The sequence below is a fragment of the Pseudomonas sp. MWU13-2517 genome (assembly GCF_023242545.1).
Lineage (GTDB): Bacteria > Pseudomonadota > Gammaproteobacteria > Pseudomonadales > Pseudomonadaceae > Aquipseudomonas.
This window is the reverse complement of record NZ_JALMFA010000004.1, coordinates 60,995-87,208: the sequence shown is the minus strand read 5'-3', so window position 1 is coordinate 87,208 and position 26,214 is coordinate 60,995. Positions and strand designations below refer to the sequence as shown.

The following is a 26,214-nucleotide window of genomic DNA, read 5'->3' as shown; positions in this document are numbered from 1 at the left end:
GCCGACGGGGCGTACAGGTGGAAGCACTGCATTGAATATAGACCTTGAGGAAAAGTTCCCCTATTCAGCGAAAAAAGAGATGTTATATTGTAACGACAAATATCAAATATGACCGGTTCGATACCGTCTTGAGCCTGCTCTTTTTCGCCGTTTTGCCAAGGAATGTCCGATGTCCCGCTCTTCTCTCTGGCGCTTGACCCCGCTCGCCGCCACCTTGCTGATCTGCTCCGAAGCCCACGCCCTGGAACTGCAACCTCAAGTCATCACTGCCAACCCGTTGGGTAGCGAACAACTCGCGTCGCCGACTACCGTGCTCGAAGGCGATGACCTGACCCTGCAACAAAAAGGCAGCCTGGGCGAAACCCTGAACAAGCAACCGGGTGTGTCGTCGTCGTATTTTGGCCCCGGTGCCAGCCGGCCGATCATTCGCGGCCAGGATGGCGATCGTATTCGCATCCTGCGTAATGGTGTGGGTGCGCTGGATGCCTCGTCCCTGTCCTATGACCACGCCGTGCCGCTGGACCCGATCAACGTTGATCGCATCGAGATCGTACGCGGCCCTGCCGCACTGCTATACGGTGGCAGTGCCATTGGTGGCGTGGTCAACACGTTCGACAACCGCATCCCCACCGAGGCCATCGAAGGCATCCACGGTGCCGGTGAATTGCGCTACGGCGGCGCCGACACCACCCGTAGCAGCGCGGGCAAACTGGAGGCCGGTAATGGCACCTTCGCCTTGCACCTGGATGCCAATGCGCGGGAATTCAACGACCTGAAAATCCCTGGCTATGCACGCAGCCGTCACGCTGCAGAAAGTGAAAACGGCCCAGGCAAAGATGGCCGACTGGGTAATAGCAGCGGGCGCCAGGACGGCGGCGCGGTGGGGGGCTCCTACACCTGGGATGACGGTTATGCCGGTCTGTCCTACAGCAACTACGACAGCAATTACGGCTCGCCCGCCGAGCAGGACGTGCGTATCCGCATGAAGCAGGATCACTACGCCTTTGCGTCCGAGCTGCGCAACCTGCAAGGTCCGTTCAGTTCGGTGAAAGTCGACGCGGGTTATACCGACTACCAGCACCGGGAGATTGAAGGCGGCGAAACCGGCACCACCTTCAAGAACAAAGGCTACGAAGCGCGGGTCGAGGGCCGTCACTTGCCTATCGGCCCGTTTGAGGGTGTGGTCGGTGCCCAAGTGAGCCGCAACGAATTCTCGGCCCTCGGCGAAGAGGCCTTCGTGCCGCAGACCGATACCAACGCCGGTGCGCTGTTCATCCTCGAAGAAATGCAAGCCACCGAGCGCCTGAAACTCAGCCTCGGCGGGCGCCTGGAGCACACCAGCATCGACCCGGACGCCAAGGGCAACGCGCGTTTCGCCAATGCCGACACATCCAATGACTTCACCGCCGGCAGCCTGTCGTCAGGCGCGGTATATAGCCTCACGCCGGTATGGTCCCTGGCCGCCACCCTGGGCTACACCGAGCGCGCTCCGACGTTCTACGAGCTGTATGCCAATGGCGCCCACGTTGCCACCGGCACTTACGAGGTGGGCGATGCCAACCTGTCGAAAGAAAAAGCCGTGTCCAGCGACCTGGCCCTGCGCTTTGACAACGGCATCCACAAGGGCAGCTTTGGGGTGTTCTACAGCCGTTTCTCCAATTACATCGGCTTGCTGGGCAGCGGGCGCACCTTGAACGATGAAGGTGAAGAAGATGCCGGCGGGATCCCCGAGTACAAATACTCTGGCGTACGTGCACGTTTCGCCGGCTTCGAAGCACAGGATCACTGGAAGCTGGGCGAAGGCGCCTACGGTAAGTTCGCATTGGAACTGTCGGGCGACTACACCCGCGCCACCAACCTGGACACCGGCGAAGCCTTGCCACGCATCGCGCCGCTGCGTTTGAACAGCGGTTTGATGTGGGAACTGGACCGCTGGCAGGCGCGCATTGATGTGGAACACGCCGCAGGCCAAGGACGTGTGCCGGATAACGAAAGCGGCACTGATGGCTACACCACCTTGGGCGCCAGCGCGGGTTATCGCTTCAATGTGGGCGGCAGCCAGTGGCTGGCGTTTGTGAACGGCGAAAACCTGACTAACCAGACTGTGCGGTATGCCAGCTCGATTCTGCGAGATATCGCGCCGGCACCGGGGCGCAGTGTGCAGTTCGGCATCCGCACCACTTTCTAAAAAACACAGCCAATCCCCAAATGCCGGTCAGTTAAGAAAAGAGAAAGGCTAAAAAGTAACCTGTGGCGAGGGAGCTTGCTCCCGTTGGACTGCGCAGCAGTCCCATGCTTTATAAACAAAGAGCGGGGCCGCTTCGCGGCCCAACGGGAGCAAGCTCCCTCGCCACACATACAGCGTTCACCCTTAACTGACTGGCATCAGCCAATCCCCTGCCCCTGTTCCCGATGGCGACGTGTCGGGCGATGTAGCGCTTGACTGAGCCATCGCCCGTGAGAGCAGCCTTCTCCCACTCGTTTTTCGCAGCGACACTTTGTCACTGTTACCAATTATGAAACGATGCATCTTGCGATTCGTGCTTTCTCTTGGTGCGCCGGCGCATTATCCTTGCCCGCAATAAACTGAAACGTTTCACGCCTGCGGTCGACCTCATCTTGCCGATTTTTTCCCTGCTTAAAGACAGCGCTGTCTTGCACCTGACTGCGCCTGGGAATAAATCGCCCACCTGTGGATAACCCCGCCAGCCCCAGAAAAACCAAAAACAACGATGAACCAAGCCCGCGCCTAATCGTCATCTACAGTGAAGCACGGGGTTACATAATTCCAACGTAACGGAGAAACACACTATGAGCACTGATGGTGCCTCAAGCCCAAGCCGCCTGCTGCCCAGGTTGCTAGGCGTCTTGCTGCTGATCATGGGCCTGGCCTTGCTGGCCGGTGGCGTCAAGCTGAGCATGCTCGGCGGGTCGCTGTACTACCTGCTGGCCGGTATCGGTATTGCCCTGACCGGCGTGCTGCTGCTGGCGACTCGCCGTGCTGCACTGGGTCTGTACGCACTGGTGCTGTTCGCCAGTACCGTGTGGGCACTCTGGGAAGTCGGCCTGGACTGGTGGCAGTTGGTGCCACGCCTGGCGCTGTTGTTCGCTTTGGGCATCGTCATGTTGCTCCCGTGGTTCCGCCGTCCGCTGCTGCGTGGTCAAGCGGCGCCGCTGGGCACCGCGGCACTGAGCGTGGCCGTAGTACTGGCCGGCGCTACGGCGGTTGCCAGCCAATTCACCAACCCGGGCGAGATGGTCAAGACCGGCCAATTGGACCGCGACGCCGTGCCTGGCATGGCCAGCGCAGCACCGAGCCAGGCCGATGGTGAATGGAACTCCTACGGCCGTTCGGCCTTCGGTGATCGTTACTCGCCACTGGCGCAGATCACTCCGGAAAACGCCCATAAGCTGGTGCCGGCCTGGACTTACCGTACCGGTGACATCCCTGGCCCAGGCGACCCCGGTGAAACCACCGCGGAAAACACCCCGCTGAAAGTCAACGGCATGCTCTACGTGTGTACACCGCACAGCCAGGTGATTGCCCTGGACCCGGACACCGGCAAGGAAATCTGGCGTTTCGATCCGAAGCTGAGCACCGAAGGTGCGGCAAACTTCAAGGGTTGGGCGCACATGACCTGCCGTGGCGTGTCGTATCACGATGACGCCGTGTACGCCTCCGAGCAGAGCCCTACCGGCAGCGCAAGCCCGGCGCCCGCCAGCGCCGTATGCCCGAAACGCATTTTCGTGCCGACCGCCGACACCCGCCTGATCGCCCTGAACGCCGACACCGGCAAGATGTGCGAAGACTTCGGTGACAAAGGCCAGGTCGACCTGCGTGCCAACATCGGCAGCTTTGCCCCAGGCGGTTACTACTCCACGTCGCCTCCGGCCGTGACCAAAAACCTGGTCGTGATCGGCGGTCACGTGACCGATAACGTTTCCACCGACGAGCCAAGCGGTGTGATCCGCGCGTTCGACGTGCACACCGGCAAGCTGGTGTGGAACTGGGACAGCGGCAACCCGGACGACACCACCCCGTTGGCCGAAGGCAAAACCTACACCCGCAACTCGCCGAACATGTGGTCCATGTTCAGCGTCGATGAAAAACTCGGCATGCTGTACCTGCCGATGGGCAACCAGATGCCCGACCAGTATGGCGGCGACCGTACCCCGGCCTCTGAGAAGTACAGCGCCGGCCTGACCGCACTGGACATCGACACCGGCCATGTGAAGTGGACCTTCCAGTTCACTCACCATGACCTGTGGGACATGGACGTGGGCGGCCAGCCAAGCCTGATCGACATCAAGACCGCCGACGGCGTCAAGCAAGCGGTAATGGCATCGACCAAGCAAGGCAGCATCTACGTGCTGGACCGTACCAACGGCCAACCGGTGGTGCCGATCAACGAAATCCCTGTACCGCAAGGCGCAGTGGCCGGCGATCACACCTCCCCGACTCAACCGAAGTCCGACCTGAACTTCATGCCTCCGCCCCTCAAGGAGCGTGACATGTGGGGCGTGACGCCGTTCGATCAACTGATCTGCCGGATCGACTTCAAGTCGATGCGCTACGACGGTCCGTTCACCCCGCCGTCGCTGCAAGGTTCGATCGTGTACCCAGGTAACTTCGGCGTGTTCGACTGGGGTGGTATCTCCGTCGATCCGGTCCGCCAGATCGCGTTCGTGAACCCGAGCTACATGGCGTTCAAATCGAAACTGATCCCGGCTGCCGACATCGCCAAACAAGGCCCACGCGTCAGCGAAACCGAAGGCGTACAGCCAAACAAAGGCGCGCCGTACGGCGTGATCCTCGAAGCCCTGCTGTCGCCGATGGGCCTGCCGTGCCAGGCGCCGGCCTGGGGTTACGTGGCGGCGGTCGACCTGACCACCCACAAAACCATCTGGATGCACAAAAACGGCACCGTGCGCGACAGCTCGCCGGTTCCGGTTCCACTGACCATGGGCGTGCCGAGCCTGGGTGGTACGTTCACCACGGCCGGTGGCGTCGCCTTCCTCAGCGGCACCCTGGACCAGTACCTGCGTGCCTATGACGTGAAAAACGGCAAGCAACTGTGGGAAGGCCGCCTGCCTGCAGGCGCGCAAACCACACCGATGACTTACACCGGCAAGGACGGCAAGCAATACGTGCTGGTCATGGCCGGCGGTCATGGCTCCCTGGGCACCAAGCAGGGTGACTATGTGATGGCGTTCAAACTGCCGGAATAAGCAATCCCGGCGGCAAAACAAAGGCGGCTACCCAGGGGTAGCCGCCTTTTTTTGTGCCCGCCGCTAGAGCAGAAAATGCTCACGCCGCATCCACATCTCGAATGCCATGGCGTTCAGCGGCCGGCCGATCAGGTAGCCCTGGGCGGTGTCGCATTTCCACTGCTTGAGCAATTTCAGGCTGGGCTCGAACTCCACACCCTCGGCCACCACCCTGAGCCCCAGGTTGTGGCTCATTTCGATGGTCGAGCGTACGATCACGCCGTCACCGGTGGTGCTGTCGAGGTTACGCACAAACGATTGGTCGATCTTCAACTCCTGCACCGGCAGGCGCTGCAATTGCGCCAACGAGGAATAACCGGTGCCGAAATCATCCACCGACAGGCTGATGCCACAACCGCGCAATTGTTCCAGCACCCTCAGGGCCTGCTGCGGGTTGTGCATGATCGCGCTTTCGGTGATTTCAAAGATCAGTTGCTCGGCCGCCACCTCGTATTGGATCAGCAAGGCGGTCACACGAATAGCCAGGTCATCATCGGCCAGATCATCCACTGAGATATTCACCGACAACTGGATATGCAAATCCCGTTGTCCCCATTCGGCGATTTGCCGGATCGCCTCTTCGATGACCCACAGGGTCAGGCCCCCCATGCTGCCGGTGCGCTCGGCCAGGGGGATGAACTCGCTGGGTGACACCTGGCCCAGGGTTGGATGCTGCCAGCGCAGCAGCGCTTCCGCCTGGCGCACGTGCCCATGGTTGAGGTCGAGCTTGGGCTGATAACACAGGAACAATTCGTCCTCGATCACCGCGCGGCGCAGGTCGCGGATCAGGGTGATCTGGCGCTGGTGGGCCAGATCGCGGTCCTGCTGGTAGACCTGCAAGTGGCCCGGCGAGGTCGCCGCATCATGCCGGGCGATGGTGGCGCGGCTGATCAACTCTTCCACCTGCTGGCCGTCGGCGGGGTAGGCGGCGATGCCAATGCTGACTTCATGGCGCACTTCGTCATGGCCGATGCGCTGGGGCTCGGTGAGCAGTCCATACAGGTGGTCGGCACGGGCCACGGCACGGTCGATCTCAGTGTTTTCCAACAGCAGCAGAAACTCGCTGCCGGCAATGCGTGCGGCAGTGTCGCCGGCCAGCAGGCTCATGGACAAACAGCGGCTGGCTTCGCGCAGCATGTCCTCGACCCCTTCAGGGCCGAAGCCCTCGTTGATCACCCGGTAATTTTCAATGCCGATGTACAACAACACCACGGGGCGTTGTGCGCTGATCGCGCTGCCCAGGCGCTCCATCGCCAGGGCGCGATTGGGCAGGCCGGTGAGTGGGTCATGCAAGGCATTATGGGCCAACTGCCGCTCACGCACGGCGATGCCGCTTTGCATCGCATTGAAGGCACGGGCCAGCAAGCCGAATTCATCGTGGCCGCGCACCTGCACGGGCGTGCGATAGTCACCGGCACCAATCCGCCCGGCCGCCGCCACCAAGGCATCAAGGGGCCGCGATACACGGCGAGCCATGAGCAGCGCTGCCGCCAGCGCAACCAGCAACACGGCCAAGGCAATCCCGAGAAATTGCCGGTCCAGCGGAGCAAAGGATTCCAGTGCATGGTCCAGCGGGCTTTGCAGCAATACGCGCACCTCATCGCCATCGCCGGTATTGGCCAACGGCAGGACCTGGCTGAGTACACGCTTGCCATGAAACACACCCATCTGCGCTTCGGGGTTCAGGTGCTCGTCACGCAGCCGCTCGATGATGCCGGCCTGGTACTCGTAGGGTTGAGTGGTGAACAGGCGTCCGACCTGGCCGTTCTGCACGCTGAGGAACGATACCTCCAGGTTGCTCATGGAGCGCAGTTCATCGGCGAACAGCGTGTCCATGGGAAACCCCATGACCACTCGGGCAATGGGCTGCGGATCGAGGACCACATCCTGCACCAGCAAGTAAGGCTGCCCGTCCATGGCCACGATCAACATTTGCAGGCCATTGCGCAGCGCCTGGCGCAATGCATGGTCATAGGGGAACGGCTGGCCACGGGTGAGTATCGGCAAGGTACTGACCATGACCTGCCCCTTCAGGTCCAGCACAAACACCTCGCTGGAACTGATGCCGGCGCTATGACGACGCAGCTCGGCCAGGATAGGTTCGGCGCCGCCATCGGCGACGGCGCGTATGAAAGGGCCATCGACGGTGAGCCAGTCCAACCCGTATTGCAGCCGGCGCCCACGCAGATCCAGCAGCCGCTCGAACACCTGGCGGCCGGTTGCCAACTGCACCTCGGCCTGGTTCTCTACCGCGCGAGTGGTGGCGGCCTGGACAGCAAAATAGGTGGCCGCAACGACTACCAGCAGCAACAGCGCCAAGACCCCGGCAACGCGGGTCTGAAAAGTGTGACGCCACTTCATCGCAGTGCCCTCGGGCAGTATTCGCCGCTCTCTGCCAAGCCGTCCCTGTGTCATGCGCCTCCCTGGCGACTGCTGATCTGGCGTCAAAAAAACATCCATTTTGCTCGGATGTTCTGTTTTAGCAGATTAGCTGGGACCTGAGATAAGTACACCCATAGAAGCTGGAACGCTCGCGTCACTTTATTGGCGCTTGAGGATTGTCCGGATTAAGCGCTGCGTGCGCGCATGAAGTCCCCCCAGCGGCGCACCAGGTAGTTGTGCTCATCCATCACCGAATTCCACACCGCGACATTTCCCATGCGCTGCTCATAGGAACCGCCATCGCGCACATCGCCCACATCGATCAAGGGCAAGCCATCGCTGCCCATCAGTTCCTCCCGTGCAGGCTTGCCGGCGTACCAGTAATCCCACTCGGCGCGGGTCAGGTGATCACGGCTGCGTGCCGGGTTACCGATGTAGTAACCCTGGCGCGCCATCACCGCCCCGGGCCAGCCGGACAACCACCAATTGAGGTAGGCATAGGCCGCATCCAGCACCGGCCCCTGGGCATAACGTGACAACGACAAGCCGCCAAACCAGGCGCGATAGCCTTCGCGGGGCACCGCCAGGCGGTATTTCACACCGGCGCGGTGCAGGCGCATCAAGGTCGGCGACCACAGGCTCTGGATATCGATACTCGGGCTGAGCATCAGTTGCGCAGCTTCTTCATCATCCGACCAGAATGCGGCGAAATGCCCTTCCTTCTGTTTGCGTACCAGAATATCGGCGAGCACATCGATTTCTTCGATGCTCATGTTGCCGATGTCCTTGAACTGCGCCAGCCCTGCCCCCTGCACCGCCAGTGCCGCGTCGAGGGCGCCGATGGCGGCGTCGCTTTGCAGCGCGGTGCGCGCGCGCCACGCCGGGTCCAGCAGCCAGCCCCAGCTTTCATTGCCGTGGCTGAAGCCGTCGGGCAAGCGCTCGGGGCGATAGGCGAAACTGTCGGCATTGTGGGTCAGCGGCAGCATGCTGATGCGCTCGGTCACCGTGCTGCCGAGGCTGCCGTCGTGCTGCACGAACAGGCGCTCGCTCGGCACACTGCCACTGCCGAGGCGGTCATTGGCCGACAGGCGACCGCGCTTGGGCAGGTCATTAATCTCGTGCCACAGCGCAATACGCCGGGTGTCGATGGGCTGGATCGCCCGCGCCGGCCACACGAAGTCGACGTTGTGGAACCACTGGTCGTACAGGTCATAGCTGTCGGGTTGCATCACGGCAATGCGCTGGGCCTGTTCGACATCGTGCACCTGGTACACCAGGCGAATGCCCAGCTCCTGTTCGGCACGCACACGCAAGCATTCGAGCAGGGTCACGGACGTGCCCAGGACACGTAGGGTAATCATGTCGCGAACCGCCGTGAGAACACTTCAAAGGAGCGACGCAACAGCGCCGGGTCGAGGCCGCGCAGGATAAATACCAGGCGCGATTGCCGATCGCTGCCCGGCCATGCAGGCAAGTGAACCGGGGCATGCAGGCAATGCTGCACGCCATGAATGACGATAGGGGCCGAGCTTGCGTTCACGTTGAGCAGTCCTTTGACGCGAAGGATTCGTTCGCCATGGCATCTTAACAGCATCGATAACCACACCCCGAAACCGACCCAGTCCAGCGGCTGCTCGAAGGTCAGGCAACACACCCGCGCCGCGCCGTGGGAAGTGGGCGTGGTTTTATGCAATTGCCAGCGATTGACTTCCACAGCGGGTTCGGCGCTGCGCAAACCCTCGCCGAGCAGCAGTTGATCGCCGCTATGGATGTCCTGAGTCGTGAGGATAGGCGTACCGGCGTTGAGTGCCTGCAGATGCGCGCGCAACGCATCGCAGTCGCCCATCACGTCGGTTTTGCTCAGCAGCAGCCGATCCGCCGCGGCGACCTGAGCCAGCCATTCGGGGTGCAAACGCTCCTGCAGCGCGGCGTGGCTGGCGTCCACCAAGGTGACCACCAAACCGATATGGAAGCGCCCACGCAGTTGCATGTCGTTATTGAGCGTGGCGAGGATCGGCGCCGGATCGGCCAGGCCAGTCGTCTCGAGGATCACCCGTTTGAACGCCGGGATCTCACCCCGCTCGCGGCGTTGCAACAGGCTGAGCAATGCCTCTTTCAACTCACCGCGAATCGAACAACAGACACAGCCGCTGGGCAGCAGCACGGTGTCCGGCGCGACCTCTTCCACCAGCAGATGATCAATGCCGACATCGCCGAACTCATTGATCAGCAACGCCGTGTCGCCAAGACTTTCGCCTTGCAGCAGGCGCTTGAGCAAAGTGGTTTTGCCGCTGCCGAGGAAGCCGGTGATCACATTCAGGGCCATGCTCATAGTCGTTTCCGTACTTATCAATGTGGCGGATTCAGTGTTCCAGATACTCAAGCAGTGTTGGATCAAGCGGATCCAACGGTCGCCCAAGCATGCTTTCAGCCGCCTGCCACAGTTGATCCAGGCCACTGGCCAACGCCTGTTTGCCGGTGGCGCCCAGCAGCAGATAAGAGGCGCCCTGAAAGTCCTCGACCTTGAGCCGAAACACTGCCAGCACCTGATTGATCGCCGCGATCCGACGCAAGCGCTCGCGGCGCCTGGGCAGTTCATCGCCCAACGGATCGCTCCAGTGCAGGTCTTCGCCGAGCAAGCCGCAGAGTCCGCACATCGCTAAACCCCGCTCATGGCATGACATCGCCGGAGTTCGGGCCGAGGGTCTGGCCGACGAACAGATTGCCGCCTGGCTCGCTGGCCAGCAGCACGGCCGTGGGCGCCACTTCATCAGCCAAACCGAAGCGCCCCAGGGGCAACTCGGCGGCCTTGGCGCGTTTCCAGGTGTCGCTGATACCGCCGACCAATGGCGTTTCGATCGGGCCGGGAGCAATGGCGTTGACCAGCACATTGTCCTTGGCCACTTCCAGCGCCAGGGACTTGGTGAACCCGATCACCCCCGCCTTGGCAGCCGCGTAATGGGTCAGTTCGGCGCCCCCCTTGATACCCAGTTGCGAGGCCACGTTGATGATCCGCCCCCACCGCTGCGCGAGCATATGAGGCAAGGCGCGCTGGCTGGCGACGAATACGCTGGTGAGGTCGACGCGCAGCATGTCGTTCCACATTTCAAGGGTGAGGTCGACGCAGCGCGCCTGGGTGAGCATGCCGGCGTTGTTCACCAGGATATCAATGCCACCGAAATGCTCGACACAACGGTCGACACTGGCCTGGGCGCCTTCGACGCAGCCGACATCGGCCAGGCATTCGACGACCTCGGCGCCAAGGTTGCGGCAGGTGATTGCGGTTTCGGCAAGGCTGGCGGCATTGCGGTCGGCCAGCAACAAGCGGGCACCCTCGCCGGCGTAGGCGCGCGCGATGGCGGCACCGATGCCACTGCCGGCGCCGGTGATCACGGCGCGGCGGTTAATGAGTTGGGGCATCTGAAATTCTCCTGTTAAACACCGTCCCCCTGTGGGAACTGGCTTGTCAGTCAGGCCAGCGTACGGTCAGGCCGCCGTCGATGACGATACTTTGCCCGGTCAGATAACTCGACGCGTCACTGGTCAAAAACTGCACCAGCGACGCCACTTCATCCGCCCGCCCTACCCGGCCCAACGGGATCGCACGCGCCGCTTTCGCCAAGCCTTGCGGCCCCAGCGAGTTCTTTGCGTCCAACGACTGCGGCGTCTCGATCAACCCTGGAATCACCGCATTGCAACGAATCCCCCTGGCCGCCAGCTCCACCGCCAGCGAACGGCACAAGCCCGGCACACCCGCCTTCGCCGCCGCATAGTGACTGTGCTCCTGCCAGCCATACACGCCGCCGGCAATCGACGAAATCGCCACCAGCGCACTGCCCTCGCCCATATACCGAGCCGCTGCGCGGAAGGTGCGCATCACGCCCGTGAGGTCGACATTGAGCATCTCGTTCCACAATTCATCGGTCATCTCCAGCAGCGGCGCACGGCGTAGCAAGCCGGCATTGGCCACGGCGTAATCCAACCGCCCGAAATGCTTGACGGTCTGCGCCGCGAGCGCGTCCACCGAGGCGGTGTCGCCCACGTCGAGCGGCAACATCAAGCACGCGCCGCCCGCTTCCTCTACCAAGGCAATCGTGGCCTGCGGGTCATGTGGATCGGCCGGGTAATACCCGCCCGCCACCGCTACGCCGCTGCGCGCATACGCCACGGCGAGCGCTTGCCCGATGCCGCTGGCGGCACCGGTGATCAAGGCAACTTTAGGGTTCATCGAACACTCCTCACTGAACGGTTTCCGGGCGCACATGCCGCGCGGCAAACATCAGGGCACCGGACAAAAAGCACGGCAGTGCGCCGAACCACAGCGCGGCGGTCTGCCAGTCACTGCCGGCGGACAACACCTGAGTGGCGCCGAAACCCGCGACCACTGCGCCAATCGGGCCCATGGCATGGATGATCGCGCCACCGGTGGCGCGGATGCTGGTGGGAAAACTTTCACTGATAAAGAACAGCGCCGCCGAGTACGGCCCGATCAGGAAAAACAGACCCAGGCTGTACAGCCCCACCACCATCGGCATGTTGCTCGGCCCGAACAGCATGCCGGCAAACGCCAACCCACCGAGCATCCAGCCCAGGCCGATGACATTGCGGCGGCCGATCTTGTCGCCCATCCAGCCGTGGCTGAGGTAACCGCAATACCCCACCAGGTTGGACAGCACGAGGATGATCAGCGAGTTCTCAAACGAGATGTGGTGCACGCTGACGATCACCGACGTGCCGAGCACGCTGAACACCTGGATCGCTGCCCAGTTGAGCAGCAGCGCGGCACCGATCACCAGTGTGGCGCGACGGGCCGGGCCACGGAATGCGGCTTTTAGGCCGGCTTTGCTGTGTTCGTCGTAATCCACACCGTAGGTCATGGCGACGTTTTGCGCTTCGCTCACCGCGCCGTTTTTACGCAGTTCGCTGATGCGTTGGTGGATCTGGAACTGCGGGCTTTCCTTGAGCTTGCGCGCCATGATCGCGATCACGATGGCCGGGATCGCAGCAAAGATGAAACAGCCCTGCCAACCGATGACCGGCAGCAACAACGCGGTCAACCCGGCGGCGATCAACGCACCCACGGGCCAGCCGCCTTGCACCAGGCTGTAGATGAAGCCACGACGCTTGGTCAGCCGGGGATCTTCCGAGGCCCCGTACAGCTCACTCAGGTAAGTCGCGTTAACGGTTTCCTCGGCATAGCCCAACCCGCCCAACGATCGGATAAGAATCAGTGGCGACTTACCCCAAGCCCCACCGATGGCCGTCAGTGCCGAGCACAGCGCAGACCCGGCCACGGTGAAAATAATACCTTTGCGTCGCCCCAACTTATCGACGACCGGGCCGATGGCAAAGGCGACCACCGCCGTGCCCACCGCCACCCAGGTGGCTATTTCAGCTTGCTCCACTTCACCCCAGCCAAAATGCCGGCCGATCTCCGGCAGCAAGGTGCCGAACAGAATGAAGTCGTACACCGCAAACACCCAGGCGAAAAACGCGATCCAGGTGGCGAAGCGGACTTCCTGGGACGTCAGTTGCCGGGGTTTCCAGCCAGTCAGGTCAAGCTTGTTGTAGATGGACATAGTCGCGCCTCGGGAGGTGGAGTGGGCTTTCTGTAGGAGCGTGCTTGTTCGCGAAAATCATCAACGATGACGCGGGCAGCCTGAATGCACGCGGTGCTCTCAGGCTTTTCGCGAGCAAGCTCGCTCCTGCAGGGTTGGGGTCAGGTACGCGGTTGGCGGCGGATAAAGTCGTCGGCGATTTCGTCGAAGGTGACGAAGCGCACCCCGGCATGGCGCTGGATGTGCTCGATCAAACGCTCAAGCATCAACAACACTTGCGGGCGACCGGACACGTCAGGGTGGATGGTCATGGTGAACACCGCGTGTTCGTGTTCGCGGTAAACCCAGTCGAACTGGTCGCGCCACATTTCTTCCAGGTGACGCGGGTTGACGAAGCCGTGGCTGTTGGGGGCTTTTTTGATGAACATCATCGGCGGCAGGTCGTCGAGGTACCAGTTGGCGGGGATCTCCACCAACTCGGTTTCTTCGCCGCGCACCAAGGGCTTCATCCAGGTATCGGGATGCTGGCTGTAGTCGATCTTGGTCCAGCTGTCGCCCTTGCGCACGTAGTAGGGGTGGAAGTCGTTGTGCATCAGGCTGTGGTCGTACTTGATGCCTTTTTTCAACAGCAGTTCGTTGGTGACCTTGCTGAACTCCCACCACGGTGCGACGTAGCCGGTAGGGCGTTTGCCGGTGACTTGGGTGATCAGCTCGATGGACTTGTCGAGTACGATTTCTTCCTGCTCGGCGGTCATCGCGATGGGATTTTCGTGGCTGTAGCCGTGCACGCCGATTTCATGGCCGGCGTCGGCGACGGCCTTCATCTGCTCGGGGAAGGTTTCCATCGAGTGGCCGGGAATAAACCAGGTGGTGCGCAAACCGTAGCGCTCGAACAATTTGAGCAGGCGCGGCGTGCCGACTTCACCGGCGAACAGGCCACGGGAAATATCGTCGGGCGAGTCTTCACCGCCATAGGAACCGAGCCAGCCGGCGACGGCGTCAACGTCGACGCCAAATGCACAAAGGATGTCTTTAGCCATGGTGTGTCTCCTTAAATAGTCAGTACGAATTCGACGGCCAATGCCGCCCGCAACAAACGCGCGTCTTCGCCCATCGGGGCGCTGAGCAACAGCCCGGTGGGCAAGCCCAAGGCATCGCGACCGCTGGGCAGAGTGACGCCGGGCATATCCAGCAAACTGCCGGGCATGGTCAGGCGCAGGGTGGCGAGGTTGGTTTGGACGAACAGCTCATCATCGGCCTCCAGCGGTGCCAGGGCAGGGGCGCCATGGGCGACGGTGGGCGTGATCAGGATGGCGCCGTCGAGGTCGTCGCTCAGTTGTTGTTGCAGGTGCCGACGCGCATCGAGCAGGTGGATCAGTTGGCTGGCCGGCAAGCCGCGTGCGGCTTCGAGGCGACGGCGTACGCGGGGGTCGAGCTGCTCGGCATCGGCGCTGTCGAGCAACGCTTCATGCAGGGCGAACGCTTCGAATGCGCCGAGCCAGCCTTGATGCCTGATCAGGTCCAGCGTGGCCTGGAACGTCACGGACGGGCGCACGGTGATCAACGCCCCGGCGGTTTTCAATTGGTCTGTCGCACGCAGCAGGTTATTGCGCACGGCGGGCTCGATGTCTTCCAGTGCGCCCTGCTCCACTACAAAACGCTGGCCCTTGAGGCTGCGCGGAAGGTGCTGTTGCGCGCGACCGTTGAACAGGTCATCGATGGCAAGCGCATCGCGCACGCTGCGGGTCAACGGGCCGAGACTGTCGAGGGTGCGAGCCAGCGGGAAGACGCCGTCGCGGCTGTAGCGACGGCTGCTGCTGCGGTAACCCACTACACCATTGAGGGCAGCGGGGATGCGGATGGACCCTGCGGTGTCGGTGCCCATGGCTATCGGCACGATCCCGGCGGCGACGGCCACCGCCGAACCGGAAGAAGAACCACCAGGAATACGTGGCTGGTCCGTGCCATGGGGATTGTATGGCGTGCCGAAATGCGGGTTCAGGCCCAGGCCGGAATACGCCAGTTCGCTGAGGTTGGTCTTACCCAGGCTGACCATCCCGGCACGACACAGCAGCCCCACGCTCGGTGCGTCGAGCAAGGCGGCAGGTGCATTGCGACGGTAGGCGGCGCCAGCGGTGGTGACGCTGCCGGCTACATCGAACAGGTCCTTCCAGGCCAGGGGCACACCGTCGAATACGCTCAAGGGCTGCCCGGCCCGCCAGCGCGCGGCGGCAGCTTCGGCCTCGCGACGGGCACGTTCGACGGTCAGGGAGATAAACACGCTGGGGGCCATGCTTGCATGGACCAGCGCCTGTTCGAGCACCTCTACCGGATCGCTGCGGCCGCTGGCGAAAGACTCCGCCATTGCAGTGGCGTCTGACATGGTAACGATCCTCATAAAACGTACTTATTAATAAAATGTACATTTTACAAAGGCAGATTCCGTGCCAGTCTTTGTAGACGCCTTTTGTGCGACGTTCAGGTTCTGCCCCAATAACCACGGGCTAGAGAGTTTGGAAGAAGGTAAAAAAGCCAAACGAGGCCTCTTGGACAATCCAAGGATCTAATAATGTATGTTTTACAAACAAGTACATTTTGGTGCAGAAAAGTAACATTCCTGCTGTCACGGCCCCAGAAAGGTGCCTCCGCCGGGGTGCAGAGTGACAGCCGTAACTGTGAGAGAATCCCCGGCCACCGCCCTACCTGACCAGAGAACGCGATGAAAGCAGTGCCCGCCTCGGCCTCCCGCTACGCGATGATTTACCAAGTGTTGCGTGACGCGATCGTCAGCGGTACCGCCCGCCACGGGCTGGTTCTGCTGGAAGCGCCACTCGCCGAATTGTTCGGCACCAGTCGCGTACCGGTGCGCAAGGCGCTGGACCTGCTGCACGCCGAAGGCTTGATCTGCCGCTTCAACGGTCGCGGCTACCTGATCAACCCCGAAGGACTGGCCATGGAGCCGCTACGCCTGCCCTTGAGCCATGCGCACCTGGGGCTCGATGACGAAGTCGAGTTGGTGGACACGCGGCCACTGGGCGAACGCATCGTCGAAGAAATCGGCGCGGCGCTCTCCACGTGTATCGCCTTCGGCCACTACCGCCTGGATGAACAGGCCGCCGCCGACCATTACGGCGTCAGCCGCGCCGTGGTACGTGAAGCGCTGATGCGCCTGCGCGACCGTGGCCTGGTGGAAAAGGAGCCCTACTCACAATGGCTGGCGGGGCCTTTGACCGCACGCGAAGTCACCGAAGACTACGAACTGCGCGCCTGCCTGGAGCCCGAAGCCCTGCGCCAGAGCGCGCCCAACCTCGATCGCGGGCGGCTTGAAGCCATGCTGCAGCGCGTGCTGGACGCCCAAAACACCCCCCACTGCAGCCTGGAAGCCATTGAGCAGATCGAAGAAGACTTGCACCAGCACTGCCTGGCCGGCCTGCAAAACCGCAAGATTGCCGCGCTGATCCGCCAGGGCCAGAGTCCGATGATCATCAGCCGGATCTTCTATCGTTTGCTGGGGATCGGCGCCGATCCGGCGATGTTGGCCGAACATCGGTTGATTCTGGAGTTGCTGCTGCACGGCGCGTTCGATGCGGCAGCACTCAACCTGCGTGAGCATCTGCAACGCGCCCGTCAGCGGATGTTGCAGCGTCTAAAAGTGCTGTCGGTGCTGCCCGAGCAGCCATTGCCCGCCTATCTGCACAAAATCAGCTGATCCGACATAATCCAAACGTGGGAGGGGGTTCGCCCGTGCCACCTCGGCCGATGTCGATACAATAATTTCATGCAATTTGTTGCTAACGGCCGCCCGCCATTGAAACCACCGCTACCCCGCCCCATCTAACCTGCATACTTACTGATGCAGGTGCCCCATGAGCGACCAGCAAGCCTTCCCTGATTACGATATCAACGACTACGCCGACCCCGAAAACGCTGAAACACCGTCGTCCAACACCGGCCTGGCCCTGCCAGGGCAGAACCTGCCGGACAAGGTCTACATCATCCCGATCCATAACCGGCCGTTCTTCCCGGCGCAGGTGTTGCCGGTGATCGTCAATGAAGAGCCGTGGGCCGAAACCCTGGAGCTGGTGAGCAAATCCGAGCACCATTCCCTGGCCCTGTTTTTCATGGACACGCCGCCCGAAGACCCACGTCATTTCGATACCTCCAGCCTGCCGCTGTACGGCACCTTGGTGAAGGTGCATCACGCCAGCCGCGAGAACGGCAAGCTGCAGTTCGTCGCCCAGGGCCTGACCCGCGTGCGCATCAAGACCTGGCTCAAGCACCACCGCCCACCGTACCTGGTGGAAGTTGAATACCCGCATCAGCCCAGCGAGCCGACCGACGAGGTCAAGGCCTATGGCATGGCGCTGATCAATGCGATCAAGGAGCTGTTGCCGCTCAACCCGCTGTACAGCGAAGAGCTGAAGAACTACCTCAACCGCTTCAGCCCCAACGACCCATCGCCACTGACCGACTTCGCCGCTGCGCTGACCTCGGCCACCGGTAACGAACTGCAGGAAGTGCTGGACTGCGTGCCCATGCTCAAACGCATGGAAAAAGTGCTGCCGATGCTGCGTAAAGAAGTGGAAGTCGCACGCCTGCAGAAAGAGCTTTCTGCCGAAGTGAACCGCAAGATCGGCGAGCACCAGCGCGAGTTCTTCCTCAAGGAGCAGCTCAAGGTCATCCAGCAGGAACTGGGGCTGACCAAAGATGACCGCAGTGCCGACGTCGAGCAGTTCGAGCAGCGCCTTGAGGGCAAGGTGTTGCCGGCCCATGCCCAGAAACGCATCAGCGAAGAAATGAACAAGCTGTCGATCCTGGAAACCGGCTCGCCGGAATACGCCGTCACGCGTAACTACCTCGACTGGGCGACGTCGGTACCATGGGGCGTGTATGGCGAGGACAAGCTCGACCTGAAACACGCGCGCAAGGTGCTGGATAAGCACCACGCGGGCCTGGATGACATCAAGAGCCGTATCCTCGAATTCCTCGCGGTGGGTGCCTACAAAGGCGAAGTCGCCGGCTCCATCGTGCTGCTGGTCGGCCCGCCGGGCGTGGGCAAGACCAGTGTGGGCAAATCCATCGCCGAGTCCCTGGGCCGGCCGTTCTACCGCTTCAGCGTCGGCGGCATGCGTGACGAGGCCGAGATCAAGGGCCACCGCCGTACCTACATCGGCGCCCTGCCGGGCAAGCTCGTGCAGGCATTGAAAGATGTGGAGGTGATGAACCCGGTGATCATGCTCGACGAGATCGACAAGATGGGCCAGAGCTTCCAGGGCGATCCGGCTTCAGCCCTGCTGGAGACCCTCGACCCGGAGCAGAACGTCGAATTCCTCGACCACTATCTGGACCTGCGCCTGGACCTGTCCAAGGTGTTGTTCGTGTGCACCGCCAACACCCTGGACTCGATCCCCGGCCCCTTGCTGGACCGGATGGAAGTAATCCGCCTGTCGGGTTATATCACCGAAGAAAAAGTGGCCATCGCCAAGCGCCACCTGTGGCCCAAGCAGTTGGAAAAAGCCGGCGTGGCAAAAAACAGCCTGACCATCAGCGACGGCGCACTGCGCGCGTTGATCGACGGTTATGCGCGAGAAGCCGGGGTGCGCCAGCTGGAAAAACAGTTGGGCAAACTGGTGCGCAAGGCGGTGGTCAAGCTGCTGGACAAGCCGGATTCGGTGATCAAGATCGGTAACAAGGACCTGGAAAGCTCCCTGGGCATGCCGGTGTTCCGTAACGAGCAAGTGTTGTCCGGCACCGGGGTGATCACCGGGCTGGCCTGGACCAGCATGGGCGGCGCGACTTTGCCGATCGAGGCGACGCGTATCCACACGCTCAATCGCGGCTTCAAACTCACCGGGCAGTTGGGTGAAGTGATGAAGGAATCCGCGGAAATCGCCTACAGCTACATCAGTTCAAACCTGAAGTCGTTTGGCGGTGACCCGAAGTTCTTCGACGAAGCCTTCGTGCACCTGCACGTACCGGAAGGCGCCACACCGAAAGATGGCCCGAGCGCCGGCGTGACCATGGCCAGTGCGCTGTTGTCGCTGGCGCGTAACCAGCCGCCGAAAAAAGGCGTGGCCATGACGGGTGAGCTGACGTTGACCGGGCATGTGCTGCCGATTGGCGGGGTGCGCGAAAAAGTTATCGCGGCGCGGCGTCAGAAGATCCATGAACTGATCCTGCCGGAGCCGAATCGCGGAAGCTTTGAAGAACTGCCGGAGTATTTGAAGGAAGGCATGACCGTGCACTTTGCCAAGCGCTTTGCGGATGTGGCGAAGGTGCTGTTCTGATAGTGATATAGCGCCTGAGCTGGCCCTTTCGTGAGCAAGCCCGCCCCCTATTTGACCCAGTACATCCTTTGGAATACGGCCGAATGTGGGAGCGGGCTTGCTTGCGAAGAAGCCAGTCCGACCAACACAAAACCGCGCCTTGTCACACCTTGTCTCATCTTCGGTTATGCTCGCCGTTCGTCGTAAATGAACGGAGCCTCCATGACCGCTGCCCGCCTGCTACTCCCCTTGAGCCTTGCTCTGCTCGCCGCGTGTGCCAGTGCGCCGAAGCAAAATGTCACCGTGGACAACCAGGGCGCCTGCCCGCTTCAGCTTAAATCCGGGCAAAACCTGATCCTCACCCTGCCAAGCAACCCCACCACCGGCTACCGCTGGGCCATCCAGGACTCCGCCGGCGGCGTGCTGCGCGCCCTGAGCCCGGAGGTCTACAGCAGTGCGGAATCCGGCGTGATCGGCGGCGGCGGCCAGTCCACTTGGCGCTTCCAGGCTTTTGCAGCAGGCCAGGGCCGTCTGCGCCTGACCTCCCAGCAGCCTTGGGAACCGGAAGCCGAACCCGCTGAAACGTTCGACTGCGCCATTACGGTGAACTGATATGCCATGGCTGATTCTTGCGCTGATGGGCGCCGGCACCTTTATCTACGGCCTGACCACCCATGCGACGTTATTGTGCCTGCTGGTCAAACCCATGCCGGTGCTCGCACTGCTGGGCTGGCTGCATGATGCGCCGCCCACCGACTATCGACGCTGGATCAGCCTGGGGCTGATTTTTTCCCTGGTGGGCGATGTGTTGCTTGCCTGGCCGGGCGACTTGTTTATCTTTGGCCTTGGCGCGTTTCTATTCGCGCACCTGGCGTATCTCAAGGCCTATTTCAGTGACTGCCGCCGCTTGGCACTGCTGCCGTTGATCTTGGCGCTGGGTGTGGGGGTTGTGTTGTTGAGCATCCTGATTGCCCACGGTCTGGGGGAGTTGCTGATACCGGTGGTGGTTTACGCAACGGTGATCAGCGCCATGCTCTGGCGTGCACTGGCACGCCTGGGCAGCGACGTGCCGAAACGCTCGGCACTGCTGGCAGCAGCAGGGGCGGTGTCATTTGTGTTTTCCGATACGCTGATCGGCATCAATCGGTTCGTCGTGTCGTTTGAGGCGGCGCCGTATCTGTTGATCGTCACTTACTGGCTTGGCCAGTGGGGCATCACGGCATCGGCTTTCCATCAGACAACCCGCGCACACGAGGGCCAACTTGGCTAAAATGCCGGCCTTTCCCCTATCGTCGCCGGAACAACCGTGAGCAAAGAACCCGATCGCCTATTCGCCCAGCCCCTGCCCCAGGTGCCGGACTTCGCCTTCAACGAGGACGTGGTGCGGGTGTTCCCGGACATGATCAAGCGCTCGGTACCGGGTTACCCGACCATCGTCGAAAACCTCGGCGTGCTCGCCGCGCAGTTTGCCCAACCCAATAGTGTGCTCTACGACCTGGGCGCTTCCCTCGGAGCGGTGACCCAGGCTCTGCGCCGCCATGTGCGCACCGACGGTTGCCGGGTGATCGCTGTGGATAACTCGGCGGCAATGGTCGAGCGCTGCCGCGAATACCTCAATGGCCAGGACTCGATGTTCCAGGAACTGCTGCCGGTTGAAGTCATCGACGGCGATATCCTCGCGCTGCAGTTCCAGCCGGCCTCGGTGGTGGCGTTGAACTTCACCCTGCAATTTATCGACCCCGCCGAACGCCTGGCCCTGCTCACGCGCATCCGCCAGTCGCTGCTGCCGGGCGGCGCGCTGATCCTTTCAGAAAAGCTGCGCTTCAACGATCCTGAAGAACATGCGTTGCTCACCGACCTGCACATCGCGTTCAAACGCGCCAACGGCTATAGCGAACTGGAAATTGCCCAGAAGCGCAGCGCCATCGAAAACGTCATGAAGCCCGACAGCCTCGAAGAACACCGCGAACGCCTGCTGGCCGCCGGGTTCTCGAAAGTCGTGCCGTGGTTCCAGTGTCTTAACTTTGCCTCGTTGATTGCCTTGCCATGATTGATCTATCCCCCCTCGCCCGCCATCTGGTCGGCACTCCCCTGGCCGTGTGGGCCCAGGGCCTGCAAGCGCAACTCGATAGCAAGATGGAAAAGGGTCATGGCGACCTGGAGCGTTGGCAGAGCGCATTGGATGCGTTGCCTGCCATCCAGCCCAGCGAAGTGGATTTGCTCAATGGCCTGACGCTCGACACCGACTGCGACGACGCCACCCGCGCGCAGATGCGCACCGCGTTGATGGGCTTGAGCCCATGGCGCAAAGGCCCGTTCCATCTGTTCGGCGTGCATGTGGACACCGAATGGCGTTCTGACTGGAAGTGGTCGCGGGTTGCGCCGCACCTGAATCTGAAAGGCAAGCGCATCCTCGATGTCGGCTGCGGCAACGGTTACTACATGTGGCGCATGCTCGGTGCCGGGGCCGACAGCGTAATCGGCGTGGACCCCAACTGGTTGTTCTTCTGCCAATTCCAAGCGGTGCAGCGTTACTTGTCCGAACCCAAAGCGTGGCATCTGCCCTTCCCGTTCGAGGACCTGCCGGCGAATCTGGAAGGCTTCGACACGGTGTTCTCCATGGGTGTGTTTTATCACCGCCGCTCGCCGATCGAGCATTTGCTGGCGCTGAAGGACACCTTGGTCAAAGGCGGCGAATTGGTCCTGGAGACCCTGGTGGTGGAAGGCGATCAGCAGCAGGTGCTGGTGCCGGAAGATCGCTACGCGCAGATGCGCAACGTCTGGTTCCTGCCATCGGTACCGGCATTGATGTTGTGGTTGCGACGTGCCGGGTTCAGTGATGTGCGCTGTGTGGATGTCAGCGTGACCACCGTGGAGGAACAGCGCGGGACGGAGTGGATGAAGTATCAGTCGTTGAGTGATTTCCTCGATCCGCAGGATCACAGCAAGACCATCGAAGGGCTGCCTGCACCGATGCGCGCGGTAATCATCGCCAGGAAGTAAGCCCGGTCCGCATGAATAAATGAAGACCGGCATGTGGAAGGGGCTTGCTCCCTTCCACATTAGACATTCAGGTATCGGCTAAATCTGAGGTTTGGCCCGGCGGGCCTTGAAGAATTCGCTGAGCACGGTACCGCACTCTTCCGCCAACACCCCACCTTCAAACAGCACTCGATGATTCAAAAAGCCCTGGGTAAAAAACTGCCCCTGGCTTTGCACGATCCCCGCCTTGGGTTCCAGCGCACCGTACACCACCCGCGCAATGCGTGAATGCACGATCAGGCCGGCGCACATGCTGCATGGCTCCAGGGTCACATACAGGGTGCTGCCGACCAGCCGATAGTTGCTGATCGCCTGCGCAGCGGCGCGGATGGCGACCATTTCGGCGTGGGCACTGGGGTCGTTGCCGCTGATGGGGCAGTTGAAACCACGGCCGATGACTTCACCGTCCTGCACCAGCACCGCGCCTACCGGCACCTCACCCAGTGCTGCGCCTTGAGCGGCGAGGGCCAGGGCCTCGCGCATGAAGCCCTGGTCGCGGCTGCGGTCGATAATCGCTGCGGGGCGAATCTGGCGCATTACGCCACCTCGATAGCGGCCATCAGGCCGGTTTCCATGTGATCGATCACGTGGCAGTGGAACATCCACACCCCCGGGTTATCCGCCACCAATGCCACACGGGCACGCTCATTCTTGCCTAGCAGATAGGTGTCGGTGAAGTACGGGATCACCTTGTGGCGGTTCGAAGCGATCACCTTGAAGCTCATGCCGTGCAGGTGGATCGGGTGCTGGTACTGGGTCATGTTCTTCAATTCGAAAATGTAGCTCTTGCCCTTTTCCAACTTGGCAATCGGGCGGTCGGCGCAAGTCTTGTCGGTGATGTCCCAGGCCTTGCCGTTGATCTGCCACAGGCTCGGTGGTTTACCGTCATCCACCGACACGGTGCCAACCCACTCGAAATTGAAGTTGAGTTTCTCGGCGTTGACCAGGTCCGGCTCGCTGATCGGGTTGGCAGGCAAGGCCGGTGGCCACTCGGTCGGCGCGTCGGTGTTGGCCACCGAGCGGAAGGTGCCGAGGCGCACCGGGCCGTTTCGGATGGACAGTTCTTCACCCGCCGCAGGTGCTTTGATCGCCAGGCAAATCCGCATGCCTGGGCCCAGCCAGTACTCCTTGCCCAGCGGGCGCGGCTCGATGGGGTTGCCGTCCAGCGCGTAGATCTGCGCTTCGGCATCGGGAATATTGAGGCGATAGGTCAGGGTGTTATCAAGATTGAGCAAGCGCACGCGGGTGATCTGCCCCGCCGGCAAATCGATCACCGCCTGGGAGACGCCATTGATGGTCGACAAGCGCCCGGCAGTACCGCCGCGCGCCGCCTCACGCGGCACGCTGAAGGCAACAAAGGCACCCTCTTCGTCTACGTGCCAGCTTTTCAGGCTCAGGGTGCGTTCGTGCTTGAAGCCGGTGGGCTCGCGTTCTTCGATGATCAAGGGGCCGACCAGGCCACGGCCAAGTTCTTCGCTGCTGTTCACGTGGGGGTGGTACCAGTAGCTGCCGGCGTCAGGTACGCGGAATTTGTAGTCGAAGTATTCACCCGGCAACACCGGCAACTGAGACACGTACGGCACGCCGTCCATTTCCAGCGGCAGGCGAATGCCATGCCAGTGGATGGTGGTGGCGACCGGCAGGTGGTTGATAAAGCGCACCCGCAGCCATTCACCCTGGCGCACGCGCAACTCGGTGCCCGGCGCCGAAGGGCCGAACGCCCAGGCTTGGGTCTTGTGCCCCGGTACCAGTTCCACGTCCAGGGGCGCTGCGATCAGCTCGTAGTCGTGCCCTGCCTCAGCCTCGGCGACTTTCCCCAGCCAGTAGCGGTAGGCGCCACCAGCGCCCACACCGACTACGGCCAGGCCTGCAAGGCCACCCAGGATTTGTCGACGGGAAAAGGATCGGGACACAACAACCTCACGTATCTGCCACAGGCCAGGGGCCCGCAAAGGGCAGATACGATACACCTGCGGGGTCTAAACAGTAAGACTTCGCATTGCCGCATGGCCGAAACGCGGGTGAAACCTGTAGGAGCGAGCTTGCTCGCGAAGGTCGTTAACGATGACGCGGGGAGTCTGGCTCCCCGCGTTGTCCTTAGGTCTTTCGCGAGCAAGCTCGCTCCTACAGGTTGATCGGCGGTCAGGCCTTGGCGGCACCCAGGATCAGGGCTTTCATCTCGGCCACGGCACCCTTGAAGCCGACGAACAGCGCATGGGCCACCAGGGCGTGGCCGATGTTCAACTCGTTGATGCCCTTGATTGCGGCCACCGCTTCGACGTTGTGGTAGTGCAGACCGTGGCCGGCGTTGACGATCAGACCTTCTTTGAGGCCGCAGCTCACGCCGTCAATGATGCGTTGCAGTTCGTCGGCCACTTCGGTCGGCGTGGTGGCATCGGCATAACGGCCGGTGTGCAGTTCGATCGCCGGTGCACCCACACGCCGTGAGGCTTCGATCTGGCGCTCGTCGGCGTCGATGAACAGTGAGACTTCGCTGCCGATCTTCGACAGGCGCTCCACGGCAGCCTTGATCCGTGCTTCCTGGCCGGCCACGTCGAGGCCACCTTCGGTGGTCAGTTCCTGGCGGGTTTCCGGCACCAGGCAGATGTGCGCCGGACGGATGCGTTCGGCGAACTGCATCATCTCTTCAGTGACGCCCATTTCGAAGTTCATGCGGGTTTGCAGCACGTCCTTGAGCACCAGCACGTCACGCTCCTGGATATGGCGGCGGTCTTCGCGCAGGTGCACGGTGATACCGTCGGCGCCCGCTTCTTCAGCGTCCAGCGCGGCCTTGACTGGGTCAGGGTAACGGGTGCCCCGGGCCTGGCGCAGAGTGGCGACGTGGTCGATGTTGACGCCAAGAAGAATGCGGTTGCTGGTGGTCACGGAAGCGCTCCTGAAAAGGGAAAGAAACGCCGCACAGCATACACGGGGTTGTCAGGGCTTTCGAAACAACTCGCGACTGACCAGTGGCCGTCCACCCAGGTGCACGGCCAGGGCCTGGCGCATCAGGCGCTTGGCTGCGGACAAGGCACCGGGGGCGCTCCAGTCGGCTTCGCTCATGGCCAGCAGTTCGGTGCCCTGGAACAGGCCGGGTTGCAGCAGGTACACACGCTCAAGGCCGGCGTCGACTTGCAGGCGGTACATGCCGTCGGCGGCAATGGGTTCTCCGTGCAGGTCGTTGGCGAGTGCAAAGCCGTAGCCCAGGTCGTCGAGCAGACGCCATTCGAAGGCGCGCAGCAGCGGCTCGAGGGGACGCCCTTCGCCGAGCGCCAATAAGGTCGCGGCATAGTGATCGAAGACCGTCGGGTGTGGGTCTTCGGCGGGCAGCAGGCGGATCAGCAGTTCATTGAGGTAGAGGCCGCTGAACAGCGCTTCACCGTTGAGCCAGGCCGAGGTGCCCAGGCTCTCCATGCGGCCGACGTTCTTCAACTCGCCCTTGCCGCGAAACTCCACGTCCAGGGCCACGAATGGCCGCGCCAATGTGCCCGCCTTACCTCGTGCGCCGCGCAATACCGCGCGCAGGCGACCTTGGGGCGTGAGGAAATCCACCAGGGCGCTGGTTTCGCGGTAGGCGCGGCTGTGCAGGACGTAGGCGGGTTGGCTGGTGAGCTGGGACATGAGACGGGGAATCTCTGAAGAAGGAGAGGCTTCTGTGGCGAGGGAGCTTGCTCCCGCTGGGCTGCGAAGCAGTCCCT

Annotated in this window: 21 protein-coding genes and 1 pseudogene; 9 read left to right on the top strand and 13 right to left on the bottom strand. The window is 62.0% G+C overall.

Translation table 11 applies throughout. The features are described 5' to 3' along the window. Positions 1-169 precede the first annotated feature (169 nt). The gene (locus M5B97_RS07270) at positions 170-2,188 is read left to right on the top strand and encodes a TonB-dependent receptor (RefSeq protein ID WP_248731133.1); all 2,019 of its coding nucleotides are present in this window, start codon (positions 170-172) and stop codon (positions 2,186-2,188) included. Positions 2,189-2,811: 623 nt separating this feature from the next. Further along, entirely contained in the window at positions 2,812-5,229 is a 2,418-nt protein-coding gene (locus M5B97_RS07265; protein WP_248731132.1) for a glucose/quinate/shikimate family membrane-bound PQQ-dependent dehydrogenase, read from the top strand. A gap of 63 nt (positions 5,230-5,292) precedes the next feature. On the opposite strand, the gene M5B97_RS07260 is transcribed toward M5B97_RS07265, so the two are convergent. The 9 genes from M5B97_RS07260 to M5B97_RS07220 all read right to left on the bottom strand — a co-directional run bounded on the left by M5B97_RS07260 (position 5,293) and on the right by M5B97_RS07220 (position 15,591). Next, entirely contained in the window at positions 5,293-7,629 is a 2,337-nt protein-coding gene (locus M5B97_RS07260) for a GGDEF domain-containing protein (RefSeq protein WP_248731131.1), read from the bottom strand. Between the two features lie 206 nt (positions 7,630-7,835). After that, positions 7,836-9,011, bottom strand: coding sequence for a PotD/PotF family extracellular solute-binding protein (locus M5B97_RS07255; protein ID WP_123714745.1), 1,176 nt, complete (start codon positions 9,009-9,011; stop codon positions 7,836-7,838). Beyond that, entirely contained in the window at positions 9,008-9,982 is a 975-nt protein-coding gene (locus M5B97_RS07250) for a GTP-binding protein (RefSeq protein ID WP_248731130.1), read from the bottom strand. The genes M5B97_RS07255 and M5B97_RS07250 overlap by 4 nt, the downstream gene beginning before the upstream one ends. A gap of 31 nt (positions 9,983-10,013) precedes the next feature. Then, on the bottom strand, positions 10,014-10,307 hold the full coding sequence (locus M5B97_RS07245; RefSeq protein ID WP_248731129.1) for a hypothetical protein: 294 nt from the start codon (positions 10,305-10,307) through the stop codon (positions 10,014-10,016). A 13-nt stretch (positions 10,308-10,320) separates the two neighbouring features. Further along, positions 10,321-11,070, bottom strand: coding sequence for an SDR family NAD(P)-dependent oxidoreductase (locus M5B97_RS07240; protein WP_123714742.1), 750 nt, complete (start codon positions 11,068-11,070; stop codon positions 10,321-10,323). Between the two features lie 46 nt (positions 11,071-11,116). After that, the gene (locus M5B97_RS07235; RefSeq protein ID WP_123714741.1) at positions 11,117-11,878 is read right to left on the bottom strand and encodes an SDR family NAD(P)-dependent oxidoreductase; all 762 of its coding nucleotides are present in this window, start codon (positions 11,876-11,878) and stop codon (positions 11,117-11,119) included. Positions 11,879-11,888: 10 nt separating this feature from the next. Beyond that, positions 11,889-13,229 carry an MFS transporter gene (locus M5B97_RS07230; RefSeq protein ID WP_134658433.1) on the bottom strand — a complete coding sequence of 447 codons (1,341 nt, stop codon included), beginning with the start codon at positions 13,227-13,229 and terminating at the stop codon, positions 11,889-11,891. A gap of 140 nt (positions 13,230-13,369) precedes the next feature. Beyond that, a complete protein-coding gene (locus tag M5B97_RS07225; protein WP_134658435.1) occupies positions 13,370-14,248 on the bottom strand; it encodes a polysaccharide deacetylase in 879 nt (292 codons plus the stop codon). An 11-nt stretch (positions 14,249-14,259) separates the two neighbouring features. After that, positions 14,260-15,591 (bottom strand): amidase, encoded by a 1,332-nt coding sequence (locus M5B97_RS07220; protein WP_248731128.1) that lies wholly within the window; start codon positions 15,589-15,591, stop codon positions 14,260-14,262. Positions 15,592-15,927: 336 nt separating this feature from the next. On the opposite strand from M5B97_RS07220, the gene M5B97_RS07215 reads away from it, so the two are divergent. The 6 genes from M5B97_RS07215 to cmoB all read left to right on the top strand — a co-directional run bounded on the left by M5B97_RS07215 (position 15,928) and on the right by cmoB (position 22,477). Continuing rightward, positions 15,928-16,917, top strand: a complete 990-nt coding sequence (locus M5B97_RS07215) for a GntR family transcriptional regulator (protein ID WP_248731127.1) — start codon at positions 15,928-15,930, stop codon at positions 16,915-16,917. A gap of 157 nt (positions 16,918-17,074) precedes the next feature. Beyond that, positions 17,075-19,495 (top strand): endopeptidase La, encoded by a 2,421-nt coding sequence (gene lon, locus M5B97_RS07210; RefSeq protein ID WP_248731126.1) that lies wholly within the window; start codon positions 17,075-17,077, stop codon positions 19,493-19,495. A 201-nt stretch (positions 19,496-19,696) separates the two neighbouring features. Continuing rightward, entirely contained in the window at positions 19,697-20,086 is a 390-nt protein-coding gene (locus M5B97_RS07205) for a protease inhibitor I42 family protein (protein ID WP_123714735.1), read from the top strand. 1 nt (position 20,087) lies between these two features. After that, entirely contained in the window at positions 20,088-20,744 is a 657-nt protein-coding gene (locus M5B97_RS07200) for a lysoplasmalogenase (RefSeq protein WP_134658441.1), read from the top strand. A gap of 36 nt (positions 20,745-20,780) precedes the next feature. Further along, on the top strand, positions 20,781-21,524 hold the full coding sequence (cmoA, locus tag M5B97_RS07195) for a carboxy-S-adenosyl-L-methionine synthase CmoA (protein ID WP_123714733.1): 744 nt from the start codon (positions 20,781-20,783) through the stop codon (positions 21,522-21,524). Beyond that, on the top strand, positions 21,521-22,477 hold the full coding sequence (gene cmoB, locus M5B97_RS07190; RefSeq protein ID WP_248731125.1) for a tRNA 5-methoxyuridine(34)/uridine 5-oxyacetic acid(34) synthase CmoB: 957 nt from the start codon (positions 21,521-21,523) through the stop codon (positions 22,475-22,477). Before cmoA ends, cmoB begins: the two co-directional genes overlap by 4 nt. A gap of 78 nt (positions 22,478-22,555) precedes the next feature. Here the strand turns inward: cmoB and tadA are convergent, their stop codons facing one another. Both tadA and M5B97_RS07180 read right to left on the bottom strand, forming a co-directional pair. Then, the gene (gene tadA / locus M5B97_RS07185) at positions 22,556-23,053 is read right to left on the bottom strand and encodes a tRNA adenosine(34) deaminase TadA (protein WP_248731124.1); all 498 of its coding nucleotides are present in this window, start codon (positions 23,051-23,053) and stop codon (positions 22,556-22,558) included. Continuing rightward, a complete protein-coding gene (locus tag M5B97_RS07180; protein WP_248731123.1) occupies positions 23,053-24,429 on the bottom strand; it encodes a multicopper oxidase family protein in 1,377 nt (458 codons plus the stop codon). Before M5B97_RS07180 ends, tadA begins: the two co-directional genes overlap by 1 nt. Positions 24,430-24,522: 93 nt before the next feature. On the opposite strand from M5B97_RS07180, the pseudogene M5B97_RS27710 reads away from it, so the two are divergent. Then, a pseudogene (locus M5B97_RS27710) lies at positions 24,523-24,645 on the top strand (outer membrane lipoprotein carrier protein LolA); the annotation flags it as partial. 13 nt (positions 24,646-24,658) lie between these two features. Here the strand turns inward: M5B97_RS27710 and pdxJ are convergent. Further along, positions 24,659-25,402 carry a pyridoxine 5'-phosphate synthase gene (pdxJ, locus tag M5B97_RS07175; RefSeq protein ID WP_123714729.1) on the bottom strand — a complete coding sequence of 248 codons (744 nt, stop codon included), beginning with the start codon at positions 25,400-25,402 and terminating at the stop codon, positions 24,659-24,661. A 51-nt stretch (positions 25,403-25,453) separates the two neighbouring features. After that, positions 25,454-26,137, bottom strand: coding sequence for a DNA repair protein RecO (gene recO, locus M5B97_RS07170; RefSeq protein WP_123714728.1), 684 nt, complete (start codon positions 26,135-26,137; stop codon positions 25,454-25,456). Positions 26,138-26,214: the final 77 nt, after the last annotated feature.

Coding starts and splice junctions, on each gene's coding strand:
- M5B97_RS07270 (WP_248731133.1), top strand. CDS start 170: ATGTCCCGCTCTTCTCTCTGGCGCTTGACCCCGCTCGCCGCCACCTTG.
- M5B97_RS07265 (WP_248731132.1), top strand. CDS start 2,812: ATGAGCACTGATGGTGCCTCAAGCCCAAGCCGCCTGCTGCCCAGGTTG.
- M5B97_RS07260 (WP_248731131.1), bottom strand. CDS start 7,629: ATGAAGTGGCGTCACACTTTTCAGACCCGCGTTGCCGGGGTCTTGGCG.
- M5B97_RS07255 (WP_123714745.1), bottom strand. CDS start 9,011: ATGATTACCCTACGTGTCCTGGGCACGTCCGTGACCCTGCTCGAATGC.
- M5B97_RS07250 (WP_248731130.1), bottom strand. CDS start 9,982: ATGAGCATGGCCCTGAATGTGATCACCGGCTTCCTCGGCAGCGGCAAA.
- M5B97_RS07245 (WP_248731129.1), bottom strand. CDS start 10,307: ATGTGCGGACTCTGCGGCTTGCTCGGCGAAGACCTGCACTGGAGCGAT.
- M5B97_RS07240 (WP_123714742.1), bottom strand. CDS start 11,070: ATGCCCCAACTCATTAACCGCCGCGCCGTGATCACCGGCGCCGGCAGT.
- M5B97_RS07235 (WP_123714741.1), bottom strand. CDS start 11,878: ATGAACCCTAAAGTTGCCTTGATCACCGGTGCCGCCAGCGGCATCGGG.
- M5B97_RS07230 (WP_134658433.1), bottom strand. CDS start 13,229: ATGTCCATCTACAACAAGCTTGACCTGACTGGCTGGAAACCCCGGCAA.
- M5B97_RS07225 (WP_134658435.1), bottom strand. CDS start 14,248: ATGGCTAAAGACATCCTTTGTGCATTTGGCGTCGACGTTGACGCCGTC.
- M5B97_RS07220 (WP_248731128.1), bottom strand. CDS start 15,591: ATGTCAGACGCCACTGCAATGGCGGAGTCTTTCGCCAGCGGCCGCAGC.
- M5B97_RS07215 (WP_248731127.1), top strand. CDS start 15,928: ATGAAAGCAGTGCCCGCCTCGGCCTCCCGCTACGCGATGATTTACCAA.
- lon (WP_248731126.1), top strand. CDS start 17,075: ATGAGCGACCAGCAAGCCTTCCCTGATTACGATATCAACGACTACGCC.
- M5B97_RS07205 (WP_123714735.1), top strand. CDS start 19,697: ATGACCGCTGCCCGCCTGCTACTCCCCTTGAGCCTTGCTCTGCTCGCC.
- M5B97_RS07200 (WP_134658441.1), top strand. CDS start 20,088: ATGCCATGGCTGATTCTTGCGCTGATGGGCGCCGGCACCTTTATCTAC.
- cmoB (WP_248731125.1), top strand. CDS start 21,521: ATGATTGATCTATCCCCCCTCGCCCGCCATCTGGTCGGCACTCCCCTG.
- tadA (WP_248731124.1), bottom strand. CDS start 23,053: ATGCGCCAGATTCGCCCCGCAGCGATTATCGACCGCAGCCGCGACCAG.
- recO (WP_123714728.1), bottom strand. CDS start 26,137: ATGTCCCAGCTCACCAGCCAACCCGCCTACGTCCTGCACAGCCGCGCC.